A 14,314-nucleotide genomic window follows, 5' to 3' on the forward strand; every position below is an offset into this window, starting at 1 on the left:
GTCAGTTCGTCATCCAGAGGACTGCGCCCGCGGCCGCGAGCACGCCGCAGACGGCGAGCCCGATGGCCAGTGGGCGCGAGGTCTTGAACAGCGAGTACGCCCCGCCGAGCAGGAATCCGGCGAGGGCGAGCAGGACGATCACGGTGACGTCTGAGGACACGTGTTCAGTGTGCCTGAAGGTTGCCGCCGCATCGGAGACCGGTCCCGACCTGGGATTATGGAAAATAACAAGCACGCGGGCTTGATTTTTTCCGGGACCGATGTGACCCTGTAACCGACCGCAGCACCGAGGCTGCGCCGACCGCGCTGTGACAGCGCAGGTGCACAGGGAGGCCCGCCATGAGTCAGCTCGCCGACACTCCGGATCTGATTCGGATCGGCAACTGTTCCGGGTTCTACGGCGATCGCCTCAGCGCCATGCGGGAGATGCTCGAGGGCGGGCAGCTCGACGTGCTCACCGGCGACTATCTGGCCGAGCTCACCATGCTGATCCTGGGACGCGATCGGATGAAGGACGCGAACCTCGGCTACGCCAAAACCTTTGTGAAGCAGCTGGAGGGCAGCCTCGGCCTGGCCCTCGAGTCCGGGGTGAAGATCGTCGCCAATGCGGGCGGGCTGAATCCGGCCGGGCTGGCCCAGCGGGTGCGGGAGGTGGCCGAAAAGCTCGGTCTCGCACCGAAGGTCGCGTACGTGACCGGCGACGATCTGCTGGCGCGGGCCGGAGAGCTCGGGCTGGGCGCGCCGCTCACCGCGAACGCCTACCTGGGCGCGTGGGGCATCGCCGAATGCCTGACCGCGGGTGCGGACATCGTGGTGACCGGGCGGGTCACCGACGCCTCGGTGGTGGTCGGTCCCGCGGCCGCGCATTTCGGCTGGGGCCGAACCGATTACGACGCGCTGGCCGGTGCGGTGGTGGCGGGGCACGTCATCGAGTGCAGCACCCAGGCCACCGGCGGCAATTTCGCCTTCTTCACCGAGATCGCCGATCTGGGGCGGCCCGGTTTCCCGATCGCCGAGGTGCGGCGCGATGGCAGCAGTGTCATCACCAAGCATGCGGGCACCGGCGGCGCGGTCACCGTGGACACGGTGAAAGCCCAGCTCATGTACGAGATCCAGAGCGCGCGCTATGCCGGGCCGGATGTCACCACGCGACTCGACACCATCCGGGTGAGCCAGGATGGCCCCGACCGGGTGCTGATCAGCGGCGTGACCGGTGAGGCCCCGCCGCCGCAGACCAAGGTGTCGACCAACACCATCGGCGGATTCCGCAACGAGATGGAGTTCATCCTCACCGGCCTGGATATCGAGGCCAAAGCCGAACTGGCGCAACGGCAGCTGGAGTCGTGGCTGCCGGCGCGGCCCGCCGAGCTGGAGTGGACCCTGGCGCGGCTGGACCGGCCCGACGCCGACACCGAGGAGCAGGCCAGCGCCCTGCTGCGCTGTGTGGTCCGCGACCCGGATCCGAACAAGGTGGGGCGCGCGTTCTCCAGTGTCGCAGTGGAATTGGCCCTGGCCAGCTTCCCCGGCTTCTCGCTGACGGCCCCGCCCGGCAATGGCGGTCCGTACGGGGTGTTCACACCGGGATACGTGGATTCCAAGGAGATTCCGCACACGGCGGTCCTGGCGGACGGCACCGAGGTGGCGATCGCGCCGGCCGGGGAAACCCTGGAGCTGGCTGCGGTCACGGAACCGGAACTGCCGCAGGCGCTTCCGGCCGGAGCCACCACCCGCGCCCCGCTGGGCGCGATCGCGCTGGCCCGCAGTGGCGACAAGGGCGGCAATGCCAATATCGGCGTCTGGGTGCGCACCGAGGAGCAGTGGCGCTGGCTGGTGCACACGCTGACCGTCGACGAGCTGCGCCGCCTGCTGCCCGAGACCGCCGCGCTGCCGGTCACCCGGCACGTGCTGCCGAATCTGCGGGCGTTGAACTTCATTGTCGAGGGCCTGCTCGGCGAGGGTGTGGCCTATCAGGCCCGCTTCGACCCGCAGGCCAAGGGGCTCGGCGAATGGCTGCGCGCCCGGTACCTCGACATCCCCGCGGAGTTGCTGCCGTGAGGCGGCGCGGCGGACCTGCGCTGCGGCCGTGGACCGGCCGAGCCGGTGACAGGCGAGGGTTCGGCCTCGCGGAAGGGAACGAGGCGGTATGAGCGCCGGATATGCAGACCCGTGGCAGACGCCCGAACGCCGCGAATTGCGCGCCACCGTGCGCGGTTTCGCGGAGCGGGAGGTACTGCCGTATCTGGACGAGTGGGAGCGCAACGGCGAGATCCCGCGTGAGCTGCACAAGAAGGCGGGTGCGCTGGGGCTGCTGGGCATCCAGTTCCCGGAATCCGCCGGCGGTTCCGGTGGCGACGGCATCGACGCCGCCATCGTGGCCGAGGAGCTGCACTACGCGGGCTGCTCGGGCGGCCTGTTCGCTTCCCTGTTCACCTGCGGTATCGCGGTGCCGCACCTCATCGCCTCGGGCAATGCCGAGCACATCGAGCGCTGGGTGCGGCCGACGCTGGCGGGCGAGAAGATCGGGTCGCTGGCCATCACCGAGCCGGGCGGCGGTTCGGATGTCGGGCATCTGCGGACCACGGCGGTCCGGGACGGCGACGACTTCATCGTGAACGGGTCCAAGACCTTCATCACCTCCGGTGTGCGCGCCGATTTCGTGGTGACCGCGGTGCGTACGGGCGGTCCGGGCGCGGCCGGTGTGTCGCTGCTGGTGGTGGAGAAGGGCACGCCGGGGTTCACCGTCAGCCGCAAGCTGGAGAAGATGGGCTGGCTGTGCTCGGACACCGCCGAACTCTCGTATGTCGATGTGCGAGTGCCGGTCTCGAACCTGGTGGGTCCGGAGAACAGCGGATTCGCCCAGATCGCACAGGCTTTCGTGAGCGAGCGGGTGGGGCTGGCCGTGCAGGGGTACGGGCACGCCCAGCGCTGTCTGGACCTGACGCTGCAGTGGTGCCGGAACCGAGAGACCTTCGGCCGCCCGCTGATCAGCCGCCAGGCCGTGCAGAACACGCTGTCGGAGATGGCGCGCCGCATCGATGTCGCGCGCGTGTACACGCACGCGGTGGCCGAGCGCGCCGCCCGCGGTGAGGCCGATCTGATCGCCGAGGTGTGCTTCGCCAAGAACACCGCCGTGGAGACCGCGGAATGGGTTGCCCACCAGGCGGTACAGCTCTTCGGCGGCCTCGGTTACATGCGTGAGTCCGAAGTCGAGCGCCACTACCGCGATGTCCGGATCCTCGGCATCGGTGGCGGCACCAACGAGATCCTGACCAGCCTCGCGGCCAAGCGATTGGGGTTCCAGTCTTGAGTATTCTGCGCACGTCCGTAGACCCGAATTCGGCGGACTATCAGGCCGCCGCCGAGGCCATGACGGCCAAGCTGGCCGAGGTGGAGGCCGAGTACGCCAAGAACATCGCGGGCGGTGGCCCGGACAAGATGGCCCGGCACCGCAAGCGCGGCAAGCTGACCGCGCGTGAGCGCATCGAACTGCTCATCGACGAGGATTCGCCGTTCCTGGAGCTGGCTCCGCTCGCGGCCTGGGGCAGCGACTTCCATGTGGGCGCCAGCGTGATCGCGGGCATCGGCATTGTCGAGGGCGTCGAGTGCATGATCGTGGCGCCGGATCCGACCGTGCGCGGCGGTACGTCGAATCCGTGGACGCTGCGCAAGAACCTGCGCATGAACGACATCGCGCTGGAGAACCGGCTGCCGGTGATCGGCCTGGTCGAGTCCGGCGGCGCGGATCTGCCGACGCAGAAAGAGGTCTTCGTTCCCGGCGGGCGGATGTTCCGGGACCTCACCCGGCTGTCGGCGGCCGGAATCCCCACCATCGCACTGGTTTTCGGCAACTCCACCGCCGGTGGCGCGTACGTCCCGGGCATGTCCGACTACACGGTCATGATCAAGGAGCGCTCCAAGGTGTTCCTGGGCGGTCCGCCGCTGGTGAAGATGGCCACCGGTGAGGAGTCCGACGACGAATCCCTCGGCGGCGCCGAAATGCACGCCCGCATTTCGGGTCTGGCCGACTACCTGGCCGTGGACGAGCAGGACGCGATCCGGCTGGGCCGTTCCATCGTCAAGCGACTGAACTGGCAGAAGCAGGGTCCGGCCGCGCGCCCGGTCACCGAGGTGATCGAGCCGATGTACGACTCGGAGGAACTGCTCGGCATCGTGCCGACCGACCTCAAGATCCCGTTCGATCCGCGCGAGGTCATCGCCCGCGTGGTCGACGGCTCCGACTTCGACGAGTTCAAGCCGCTCTACGGTTCCAGCCTGGTGACCGGCTGGGCGGAACTGCACGGCTACCCGGTCGGCATTCTCGCCAATGCCCGCGGCGTGCTGTTCTCCGAGGAAGCACAGAAGGCCACCCAGTTCATCCAGCTGGCCAACCAGTCGAACACGCCACTGCTGTTCCTGCACAACACCACCGGCTACATGGTCGGCAAGGAGTACGAGCAGAAGGGCATCATCAAGCACGGCGCGATGATGATCAACGCGGTGTCGAATTCGAAGGTGCCGCACATCTCGCTGCTCATGGGCGCGTCCTACGGCGCGGGCCACTACGGCATGTGCGGGCGCGCCTACGATCCACGCTTCGTGTTCGCCTGGCCCAGCGCCAAATCCGCCGTCATGGGCGGCGCGCAGCTGGCGGGCGTCATCTCCATCGTGGGCCGGGCCGCGGCCGAGGCCAAGGGCATGCCCTTCAACGAGGAGGCCGACGCCGGGATGCGCGCCATGATCGAGGCGCAGATCGAGGCCGAGTCGCTGCCCATGTTCATGTCGGGCCGCCTCTACGACGACGGCGTCATCGACCCGCGTGACACCCGCACGGTGTTGGGAATGGCGTTGTCCGCCATCCACAATTCCCCGATCAAGGGCGCCGAGGGCTTCGGCGTCTTCCGGATGTGAGGCCAGAGATGAGCATTGCGACCCCAATGGGCACAGTGATTACCAACGTTCTGGTCGCCAACCGTGGCGAGATCGCACGACGGGTGTTCGCCACCTGCCGTCGCATGGGTATCGCGACCACTGCCGTCTATTCGGATGCCGATGCGAACGCCCCGCACGTGGCCGAGGCCGATGCCGCAATTCGCCTGCCGGGCAACACCCCTGGCGAGACCTACCTGCGCGCCGAGCTGATCATCGAGGCCGCGCTGGCCGCCGGTGCCGACGCCATCCACCCCGGCTACGGATTCCTCTCCGAGAACGCCGAATTCGCCAAGGCCGTGCAGGCCGCCGGCCTCATCTGGATCGGCCCGCCGGTCGCGGCCATCGAGCAGATGGGCTCCAAGGTCGAGTCCAAGAAGATGATGGACGCCGCCGGTGTCCCGGTGCTGAAGCAGCTGGATCCGGCCGAGGTCACCGCCGACATGCTGCCGGTGCTGATCAAGGCGTCCGCCGGCGGTGGCGGTCGCGGCATGCGCGTGGTGCGCGAACTGTCCGAGCTGACCGGTCAGATCGAGGCGGCGCAGCGGGAAGCCCAGTCCGCCTTCGGCGATCCGACCGTCTTCTGTGAGCGCTACCTGGAGACCGGCCGCCACATCGAGGTGCAGGTCATGGCCGACACGCACGGCACCGTGTGGGCGGTCGGCGAGCGCGAGTGCTCGATCCAGCGCCGGCATCAGAAGGTCGTCGAGGAGGCTCCGTCGCCCTTGGTCGAGAAGGTCGACGCCATGCGCGCGTCAGGCTCGGAGGAGGCAGCGCAGCGTAACCACGGAGAGCCCGCGCGCATGGCCGAGGGACAGAGCATGCGGGCGCGGTTGTTCGAGGCGGCGCGGCTGGCGTCGGAGGCCATCGGCTACGAGGGTGCGGGCACCGTCGAATTCCTGGCCGACGAGAAGGGTGACTTCTTCTTCCTGGAGATGAATACCCGTCTGCAGGTGGAACATCCGGTCACCGAGCAGGTCACCGGCCTCGACCTGGTGCGCCTGCAGCTGCAGGTGGCCGCCGGTCGCGCGCTGCCCGCGCGGCAGCCGGAGATGCGCGGCCACTCCATCGAGGTGCGCCTGTACGCCGAGGATCCGGCCCACGACTGGCAGCCGCAGTCCGGCCCCGTCCACAAGCTCGACATCCCCGGCACCCTGGGCGAATTCACCGTACTGACCGAGCCGGGCGTGCGCCTGGACACCGGCGTGGTGGACGGTTCCGTGGTGGGCGTGCACTACGACCCCATGCTGTCGAAGGTCATCTCCTTCGCCGAGACCCGTGACGAGGCGGCGCATCTGCTGGCTGCTGCCCTGCAGCGGGCCAAGATCCACGGTCTGGTCACCAACCGCGACCTGCTGGTGCGGGTGCTGCGGCATCCGGCGTTCCTGGCGGGCGACACCGATACCGCGTTCTTCGCGACCCACGATCTCGAGAAGCTGTCGGCGCCACTGGTTTCCGATGCCGGCGAGCAGCTGTCCATCGTGGCCGCCGCGCTCGCCGACGCCGCCGCCAACCGGCGCGCGGCCCGGGTCGGCAGCGGCCTGCCCAGCGGCTGGCGCAATCTGCCGTCGCAGCCGCAGTCCAAGTCCTACGAGTCGCGCCTGAGCGGCAAGCACGAGGTGCGCTACCGCCTGACCCGCACGGGTGTCGAGGTCGAGGGCCACGACGGGCTCGAATTGCTGGAGGCCACACCGGATCTCGTGGTGCTCCAGGTCCCGGGGGAGCGCGGCCCGGTGCGCCGTCGCTTCGAGATTGCCCGCTACGGCGACCTGGTCGCGGTGGATTCCCCGCTCGGCTCGGTGGCGGTGCGCCGCCTGCCGCGCTTCGAGGACCCGGCCGACCAGGTGGCCGAGGGCTCGCTGCTGGCCCCGATGCCGGGCGCGGTCATCCGCCTGGGCGCGGCGGTCGGTGACCGGCTCGAGAAGGGCCAGCCCATCCTGTGGCTGGAGGCGATGAAGATGGAGCACACCATTGCCGCACCCACCGCCGGCGTGCTCACCGAATTGAACGTTTCCGCCGGCCAGCAGGTCGAGGTCGGCGCGGTTCTCGCCGTGGTCCACAGCGAAGATCAGGAGTAGGCAATGAGTTTCATCGAGACCGACGAGCAGAAGGCGCTGCGGGCCGCGGTGGCCAAGCTGGCCGCCAAGTACAACTTCCGCGACTACGCCGGCCCCAAGGCTCGCCGCAACGAGCCCTTCGACGAGCTGTGGGACGAGGCCGGCAAGCTCGGCTTCCTGGGCGTGAACCTGCCCGAGGAGTACGGCGGCGGTGGTGCGGGCATCTACGAACTCGCGCTCGTGCAAGAGGAATTGGCGGCGCAGGGCTGCGGCCTGCTGCTCATGGTGGTCTCGCCCGCCATCTGCGGCACCATCATCACCAAGTACGGCACCGAGGCGCAGAAGCAGCACTGGCTGACCAAGCTGGCCGACGGCTCGTCGAAGATGGTCTTCGGCATCACCGAGCCGGACGCGGGCTCCAACTCGCACAAGATCACCACCACCGCCCGCCGCGACGGCGAGGACTGGATCCTCAACGGCCGCAAGATCTTCATCTCCGGCGTGGACCAGGCCGAGGCGGTGCTCATCGTGGCCCGCTCCGAGAACGCCAAGACCGGCAACCTGCAGCCCGCCCTGTTCATCGTCCCCACCGATGCCCCCGGCTTCGTGAAGACGAAGCAGGAGATGGACATTCTCGAGCCGGACAACCAGTTCACGCTGTTCCTCGACGATGTGCGGCTGCCCGCCACCGCCCTGGTCGGCCAGGAGGACGCCGCCATCGCGCAGCTGTTCGCGGGCCTGAACCCGGAGCGCATCATGGGCGCGGCCATGGCGGTCGGCATGGGCCGCTACGCCATCGACCGGGCCGTGGCCTACGCCAAGGAGCGCGCGGTGTGGAAGGGCGCGCCGATCGGCGCGCACCAGGGCATCTCGCACCCGCTGGCGCAGGTGAAGATCGAGCTGGAACTGGCCAAGGTCATGATGCAGAAGGCCGCGTTCCTCTACGACTCCGGTGACGACTTCGGCGCGGCCGAGGCCGCCAATATGGCGAAATACGCTGCGGCCGAGGCCAGTATCAAGGCTCTCGACCAGGCCATCCAGACCCACGGCGGTTCCGGCCTGACCTCGGATGTGGGCCTGGCGGGCATGCTGGCCGCTGCCCGCATCGCCCGGGTGGCGCCGGTCAGCCGCGAGATGATCCTCAATTTCGTGGCCCAGCACTCGCTGGGTCTGCCCCGGTCCTACTGACCGGGGCGACGAGTGGCGGCGGTGTGCGCGGCCACCGCCACTCGTCCCTCCCGCACCCGAAAGCCACACAGCAGCAGGAGTATTCGATGACCGACACAGCCGGTGCCGCCGCGGACGCGCCGTTCGTGCGCTACGAGGTGCGCGACGGATTCGCGGTACTGACCCTGGACTCCCCGCACAATCGCAACGCCCTGTCCTCCCGGCTGGTCACCGAACTGCTGGCAGGACTGGAGCGGGCGTCCGGGGACGACGCGGTGCGCGGGGTGGTGCTCACCCACACCGGCAACACCTTCTGCGCGGGAGCGGATCTCAAGGAGGCGGTGGACGCCGACCCGGCGGCCGCTGCCGATATCCGCACCCGCTGGATGATCTCGGTGCTGCGCGACATTCTCGCCATGCCCAAGCCCGTGGTGGCACAGGTGGACGGCAATGTGCGGGCGGGCGGCATGGGCATCCTCGCCGCCTGCGACCTCGTGGTCGCCGGGCGGAACAGCAGCTTCGCGCTGACCGAGGTGCGGATCGGGCTGGCCCCGTTCATGATCTCGCTGACCCTGCTGCCGCGCATGACCGGCCGGTCGGCGGCCCGCTACTTCCAGACCGGCGAGACCTTCGACGCGGCCGAGGCCGAACGCATCGGCCTCATCACCGTCGCCGCTGACGACCCCGCGACCGAGACCGCGCGCCTGCTCGGTGAACTCCGCAAGGGCTCACCGCAGGGCCTGGCCGAAGCCAAGCAGCTCGTCAACGCGGACCTGCTCACGGGCTTCGACCGCGGGGCCGAAGACCTGGCCAAACGCTCCGCGAGCTTCTTCGGCACCCCCGAGGTGATCGAGGGCATCACGGCCTTCATGCAGCGCCGCCCACCCAGCTGGGCAGAATAGGCAACCATGGCGACACCCCATGAACCCAAGCAGGACCGCAGCCGGGCCACCCGGCAGCGGCTGCTGGAGGCGACCATCGACTGCCTGGCCCAGACGGGCTGGGCGGCCGCCACGGTCGCGGTGGTGGCCGAACGGGCCGGGGTGTCGCGCGGCGCGGCCCAGCATCACTTCCCCACCCGGGAGGATCTGATCACCGCCGCACTGGAGTACATGTTCGACACCCGGATGGACCAGGCCAAGGCCGACGCCCTCGCGGTCGCCGACGTCGCCGAGGGCGTCGCGCGCACCGAGGCGGTGGTGGCCGGCCTGGTCGAGTCCTACACCAGCCCGCTGTTCAAAGCGGCGCTGCAGGTGTGGACCCACGCGGCCGCCGACCCGGCCCTGCGGGAACGAATCGTCCCCATGGAAGCCCGCTTCGGCCGCATCTCGCATCGGATGGCCGTCGAGGCGCTGAGCGTGGACGACTCGGATCCGGTCGCCCACCACCTGGTGCAGGCCACCCTCGACCTGGCCCGCGGCCTCGGCCTCGCCGATGTCCTCACCGACGACTCCCTGCGCCGCAAGGAAATCGTGCAGCAGTGGGCCGCCACCCTCCACACCGCCTTGGCCGCCCGCCACTGACCATCCGTCGCCCGGACTGCCGCGCTCACCGAAACCGCTGTACGCCTGGCCATGTCGTTCGTCTTCAACCGAAACAGCGTCATCGACCTCGACGATGAGCATGCCCTCCGCCGATACGCGCGTCGATGCGTAGCACCCCTGGCGACATTGATGTTCACGGCAACCGAATCTCCCTGAGCGGCGCCACTCACTACCGACCGCTGAACAGTGGCGAACCGGCTGGTCGGAATGGCGTTGGCGGCGGGCATGCGATACGAACAGTTGCAGCGCTGGCGAATTCGCGGTCCGTACTGGGTGCCGCCGCCGGTGGTCATGGTCGGGCGGTGGCCGGGCTGGCCGCTGCCGATGATTCAGGCGTGGGCACCGGTTGTCATCTCCGGTGCCGGTCCAGTGGTGCTGGCCGGAATCGACTGTTGAAGCCCTGGACAGCACGGCCGTGTATCACCGCTACGGGATTTCATCCGCCGGACTGTGGCTTCGGATCAGTCGCGGTGAAATCGCACGTCCGGACTTGTGGGTCGATGCCAAACCTGGCTGGATCGCCGGTCAGAACGGGTGGAGCCAGGAGCGACCCACTGTGATGAAGAGGGCCAGGGCCAAGTAGAGCACGTTGGCTATCAAGGCCGCTCGGTCACCGTGGCGGAGGTGGGTGATCATGGCGCCGATCATCAGGAGGATCCAGCAGATGGCGGTGACCGGGACCATGAACGGGGCTATGTCGAGGGCTGCGGGGAGGGTGAGGCCGAGGGCGGCCAGGACTTCCAGGGCGCCGAGGGTTTTGACGAATGTGGCGGTGGCGTCGCCGGTCCAGCCGCCGCCGGGGGCGGCGGCCAGCTTCTCCTTGGGGACGACGATTTTCGTGAGGCCGCCGAAGAGGGCTACGGCTGCCAGCAGGCCGGCGCAGATCCACAGGGCGATGCTCATGGTGGCGACTCCTTCTCGGCGATTCGCACACAAGACTCGAAATCGTCCGGTCTTGTGACATCACCTTCGTATGACCTGCGTCACGGGTGGTGGAGTCGATCGGGGAGTCGCCGCCGGTTCGGATGATCAGGCGTGGTTGTGGGATGGGCCCCATGAGGGGAAGGGGTCGGGGTAGGTGAGCCATTCCTGGTGGCCCGCAGCGAGTTCGGTGTCGGTGAGGAGGGCTGAGGCCAGGAGGTCGTGGACGTGGTGGCGGTCGAGTCTGATGCCGATGAAGACGATTTCCTGGCCGGGTTGCATGTCGAGGGCGTCCCAGTAGGCGCCGGCTTCGAAGGTCAGGTTCGGGCCGGCCTGGGACCAGATGGCGGCCAGGTGGGGGCGGCTCGCCAGCCAGAAGAAGCCTTTGCTGCGGAGCAGTCGCTGTAGTTGGGCGAGGGCGGCGTCGAGGCGTTCGGGGTGGAAGGGGCGGTCGGCGGTGAAGGTGAGGCTGCTGATGCCGTATTCCTCGGTTTCGGGGGTGTGGCCGCCCGCCAATTCCTCGTCCCAGCCTTCGAATTGGGCGGCGAGATCGGGGTTGTAGCGGCCGGTGTCGAGGACTTCCGCGAGGTCGACGACGCCGTGTGCGGCGCGCAGGATCCGCGCGGCCGGGTTCAATCGCCGGATCGTGGCCTCCACGGTTCCGAGGGCATTCGCGCTCACCAGGTCGGTCTTGTTGAGCACCAGCACGTTCGCGAACTCGACCTGATCGACCAGCAGGTCGGCGATGGTGCGCGCATCCCCTTCTCCCGCTTGCAGATTCCGCTCGGCCAGGGCCTGCCCCTTCACCACTTCGGCGAGGAAGGTGGAGCAGTCCACGACCGTCACCATGGTGTCCAGGCGCGCGAGTTCACCGAGCTGAAAGCCGTCCTCGAACTCCCACTCGAAGGTGGCCGCCACCGGCATCGGCTCGGAGATCCCGGTGGATTCGATGACCAGCTGGTCGAAGCGCCCCTCCCGCGCCAGTTTTCCCACCGATTCGATGAGGTCCTCGCGCAGTGTGCAGCAGATGCAGCCGTTGGTGAGCTCCACCAGTCTCTCCTCGGTGCGGTCCAGATGCCCCTGCCCCGCGACCAGCGCCGCGTCGATGTTCACCTCGCTCATGTCATTGACGATGACCGCCACCCGGCGGCCCTCCCGGTTGGCCAGGATGTGGTTGAGCAGGGTCGTCTTGCCCGCACCGAGGAATCCCGACAGCACGGTCACCGGCAGCTGAGTTGAAGTCATCCATTAATGATAATGATTTTCAATATCTGCGATCGATCGCCCCCAAAGGTTCGCGGCCCGTCTCGTTCTGGACTGAGCGGAGCCGGGGGAGCGAAGCGGAGGAGGCGGAGGGAGGGAAGAACGAGACCTCCAGGGCCGGGAACCCGCCCGGAGCGAAGCGGAGGGCAAAATAAGCGCCGTGCAACTGCTACCGCTTGCCCCGAACGGCACCACCCCGGTTCGCGCCCTCACCATCGCGGGCACCGACTCCGGCGGCGGCGCGGGCATCCAGGCCGACTCCCGCACCATGGCCCTGTGCGGTGTGCACGCGTGCGTGGCGGTCGCCGCGGTGACCGTGCAGAACACCGTCGGCGTCAGCGGTTTCCACGAGATCCCGCCGCAGATCGTGGCCGACCAGGTGCGAACCGTGGTCGGCGACATCGGAATCGGTGCGGCCAAGACCGGCATGCTGGCTTCCACCGCCATCATCGAGGCTGTGGCCGGGGTCTGCCGCGAGGTCGGCATCGGACGCCAGGGCAGCATCCCGCTGGTGGTCGATCCGGTCGCCGCCTCCATGCATGGCGACGCCCTGCTGCACGCCGAGGCCCTGGACGCGGTGCGCCACACCCTGATTCCGCTGGCCACCGTGGTCACCCCCAACCTCGACGAGGTCCGCCTGATCACCGGCATCGACGTGATCGACGACGCTTCCGCCCGCAAGGCCGCCGAGGCGCTCATCGCGCTGGGCCCGCAGTGGGCCATCGTCAAGGGCGGGCACCTGCGCACCTCGGAGCAGTCCACCGACCTGCTCTTCGACGGCGACACCTTCCACGAGCTCCCCGCCCGGCGCCTGGTCACCGGCAACGATCACGGCGGTGGCGACACCCTGGCCGCGTCCATCTGCTGCGCGCTGGCCCACGGCTACTCGGTCCCCGACGCCGTCGCCTTCGCCAAGGAATGGACCTTCCGCTGCCTGGAAGCGTCCTACGACCTCGGCAAAGGACACGGACCGGTCTCCCCGCTGTGGCGGCTGCATCTCGGACCGAGCTAGCGCGATCACGGCGGGGTCCGTGCGATCTCGATCCGGGTTCGCGCATCGCACGAAATCGACGCCGAGGCAAGCGGCTCCCAGGAACCTCCCAGGCAGGCCGCAGACTGATGTGAGTCTGGTGATCGAGATTGGTCACTATGAACGACACCGTAACCGCCGTGCGGGCGGCGGAACCCGCAGAAGCAGTGACCGCTCCCGTCGTGGACGTGGTCGTTCCGGTCTACAACGAAGAGGTCGACCTCGGCCCCTGCGTACGCAGACTGCACGCGTTCCTCACCCTGAACTTCCCTTTCACGGCGCGCATCACCATCGCCGACAACGCCTCCACCGACAACACCCTCGAGGTGGCCCGGCAGCTGGCCGACCAGATGGACGGCGTGCGGGTGGTGCACCTGGACCGCAAGGGCCGCGGCCGCGCGTTGCGCGAGGTCTGGCAGGCCTCCGACGCCCAGGTCGTCGCCTACATGGACGTGGACCTGTCCACCGACCTCAACGCGCTGCTACCGCTGGTCGCGCCGCTGGTGTCCGGGCACTCGGACGTCGCCATCGGCACCCGGCTGGCCTCCTCCTCACGGGTGGTGCGCGGGCCCAAGCGCGAGATCATCTCCCGCTGCTACAACCTGATCCTGCGGGCCTCGCTGCAGGCCAAGTTCTCCGACGCGCAGTGCGGCTTCAAGGCCATGCGCGGCGACGTGGCCAAGCTGGTGCTGCCGCTCGTCGAGGACGGCGAATGGTTCTTCGACACCGAACTGCTGGTGCTGGCCGAGCGCATCGGGCTGCGCATCCACGAGGTGCCGGTGGACTGGATCGACGACCCGGACTCCCGGGTGGACATCATCGACACGGCCCGCAAGGACCTGCTCGGCGTCTGGCGGGTCGGCCGCGCGCTGACCACCGGCCGGCTCCCCATCAACGAGCTGCGTGCCGCCATCGGCCGCGAGCCGCTGGTGGAGGGCGTGCCGCTGGGCATGGTCGGGCAGCTGGTCCGCTTCGGCATCGTCGGCGTCACCTCGACCCTGGCCTACCTGCTGCTCTATGTCCTGCTGCAGGGCATCACGGGCGCGCAGGCCGCCAACTTCCTGGCCCTGCTGGTCACCGCGATCGGCAATACCGCCGCCAACCGCGCCTTCACCTTCGGGGTGCGCGGATCCAATCAGGCGGTGTCGCACCACTTCCAGGGTCTGGTCATCTTCGGCGTCGGCCTGGCGCTGACCAGTGGCTCGCTCTACACCCTGCACCACTGGGCCCCGGATGCGGCGGTGCACCTGGAGCTGCTGGTGCTGGTGATCGCCAACCTGGTCGCCACCCTGCTGCGCTTCGTCGGGCTGCGCTGGGTCTTCCGCAATGCCGGACGGCATCCCGAGCCCGAGGCGGTCCGGTGACAACGATCTTCCCTGCGCCACAGGCGCTTCCGACCGATGGCT

General features: G+C 68.7%; 13 protein-coding genes. 10 read left to right on the plus strand and 3 right to left on the minus strand.

Annotated elements, in window-relative coordinates; translation table 11 throughout:
• Position 1: 1 nt before the first annotated feature.
• Positions 2-160, minus strand: a complete 159-nt coding sequence (locus tag ACFXIV_RS37590) for a hypothetical protein (RefSeq protein ID WP_379401280.1) — start codon at positions 158-160, stop codon at positions 2-4.
• Between the two features lie 179 nt (positions 161-339).
• Between ACFXIV_RS37590 and ACFXIV_RS37595 the strand changes: the two genes are divergently transcribed.
• From ACFXIV_RS37595 to ACFXIV_RS37630, 8 genes are all read left to right on the plus strand, one after another.
• Positions 340-2,055, plus strand: a complete 1,716-nt coding sequence (locus ACFXIV_RS37595; protein ID WP_379401281.1) for an acyclic terpene utilization AtuA family protein — start codon at positions 340-342, stop codon at positions 2,053-2,055.
• A gap of 88 nt (positions 2,056-2,143) precedes the next feature.
• Positions 2,144-3,307, plus strand: a complete 1,164-nt coding sequence (locus tag ACFXIV_RS37600) for an acyl-CoA dehydrogenase family protein (protein ID WP_379401282.1) — start codon at positions 2,144-2,146, stop codon at positions 3,305-3,307.
• Positions 3,304-4,908, plus strand: coding sequence for a carboxyl transferase domain-containing protein (locus tag ACFXIV_RS37605; protein WP_364619804.1), 1,605 nt, complete (start codon positions 3,304-3,306; stop codon positions 4,906-4,908). Before ACFXIV_RS37600 ends, ACFXIV_RS37605 begins: the two co-directional genes overlap by 4 nt.
• 26 nt (positions 4,909-4,934) lie before the next feature.
• Entirely contained in the window at positions 4,935-7,004 is a 2,070-nt protein-coding gene (locus ACFXIV_RS37610) for an acetyl/propionyl/methylcrotonyl-CoA carboxylase subunit alpha (RefSeq protein ID WP_379401283.1), read from the plus strand.
• A gap of 3 nt (positions 7,005-7,007) precedes the next feature.
• The gene (locus ACFXIV_RS37615) at positions 7,008-8,171 is read left to right on the plus strand and encodes an acyl-CoA dehydrogenase family protein (RefSeq protein ID WP_354843494.1); all 1,164 of its coding nucleotides are present in this window, start codon (positions 7,008-7,010) and stop codon (positions 8,169-8,171) included.
• A gap of 86 nt (positions 8,172-8,257) precedes the next feature.
• Positions 8,258-9,052 (plus strand): enoyl-CoA hydratase family protein, encoded by a 795-nt coding sequence (locus tag ACFXIV_RS37620; protein ID WP_379401284.1) that lies wholly within the window; start codon positions 8,258-8,260, stop codon positions 9,050-9,052.
• 6 nt (positions 9,053-9,058) lie between these two features.
• Entirely contained in the window at positions 9,059-9,673 is a 615-nt protein-coding gene (locus ACFXIV_RS37625; protein WP_354843499.1) for a TetR/AcrR family transcriptional regulator, read from the plus strand.
• A 207-nt stretch (positions 9,674-9,880) separates the two neighbouring features.
• On the plus strand, positions 9,881-10,090 hold the full coding sequence (locus ACFXIV_RS37630) for a hypothetical protein (RefSeq protein WP_379401285.1): 210 nt from the start codon (positions 9,881-9,883) through the stop codon (positions 10,088-10,090).
• Between the two features lie 129 nt (positions 10,091-10,219).
• On the opposite strand, the gene ACFXIV_RS37635 is transcribed toward ACFXIV_RS37630, so the two are convergent.
• Entirely contained in the window at positions 10,220-10,597 is a 378-nt protein-coding gene (locus ACFXIV_RS37635) for a DoxX family protein (protein WP_379401286.1), read from the minus strand.
• A gap of 126 nt (positions 10,598-10,723) precedes the next feature.
• Positions 10,724-11,860, minus strand: coding sequence for a GTP-binding protein (locus ACFXIV_RS37640; RefSeq protein WP_379401287.1), 1,137 nt, complete (start codon positions 11,858-11,860; stop codon positions 10,724-10,726).
• A 178-nt stretch (positions 11,861-12,038) separates the two neighbouring features.
• On the opposite strand from ACFXIV_RS37640, the gene thiD reads away from it, so the two are divergent.
• Both thiD and ACFXIV_RS37650 read left to right on the plus strand, forming a co-directional pair.
• Positions 12,039-12,890, plus strand: coding sequence for a bifunctional hydroxymethylpyrimidine kinase/phosphomethylpyrimidine kinase (gene thiD / locus ACFXIV_RS37645; protein WP_364619779.1), 852 nt, complete (start codon positions 12,039-12,041; stop codon positions 12,888-12,890).
• A gap of 137 nt (positions 12,891-13,027) precedes the next feature.
• Positions 13,028-14,272: a glycosyltransferase gene (locus tag ACFXIV_RS37650; protein WP_379401288.1), complete on the plus strand. Its 1,245-nt coding sequence runs from the start codon at positions 13,028-13,030 to the stop codon at positions 14,270-14,272.
• Positions 14,273-14,314: the final 42 nt, after the last annotated feature.

Origin of the sequence: Nocardia sp. NPDC059236, assembly GCF_042754085.1 — a bacterium.
GTDB lineage: Bacteria > Actinomycetota > Actinomycetes > Mycobacteriales > Mycobacteriaceae > Nocardia.

Bases quoted from the DNA above. Each gene is read 5' to 3' on its own strand.
- ACFXIV_RS37595 (WP_379401281.1), top strand. From the start codon at position 340: ATGAGTCAGCTCGCCGACACTCCGGATCTGATTCGGATCGGCAACTGT.
- ACFXIV_RS37600 (WP_379401282.1), top strand. From the start codon at position 2,144: ATGAGCGCCGGATATGCAGACCCGTGGCAGACGCCCGAACGCCGCGAA.
- ACFXIV_RS37610 (WP_379401283.1), top strand. From the start codon at position 4,935: ATGGGCACAGTGATTACCAACGTTCTGGTCGCCAACCGTGGCGAGATC.
- ACFXIV_RS37615 (WP_354843494.1), top strand. From the start codon at position 7,008: ATGAGTTTCATCGAGACCGACGAGCAGAAGGCGCTGCGGGCCGCGGTG.
- ACFXIV_RS37620 (WP_379401284.1), top strand. From the start codon at position 8,258: ATGACCGACACAGCCGGTGCCGCCGCGGACGCGCCGTTCGTGCGCTAC.
- ACFXIV_RS37625 (WP_354843499.1), top strand. From the start codon at position 9,059: ATGGCGACACCCCATGAACCCAAGCAGGACCGCAGCCGGGCCACCCGG.
- ACFXIV_RS37635 (WP_379401286.1), bottom strand. From the start codon at position 10,597: ATGAGCATCGCCCTGTGGATCTGCGCCGGCCTGCTGGCAGCCGTAGCC.
- ACFXIV_RS37640 (WP_379401287.1), bottom strand. From the start codon at position 11,860: ATGACTTCAACTCAGCTGCCGGTGACCGTGCTGTCGGGATTCCTCGGT.
- ACFXIV_RS37650 (WP_379401288.1), top strand. From the start codon at position 13,028: ATGAACGACACCGTAACCGCCGTGCGGGCGGCGGAACCCGCAGAAGCA.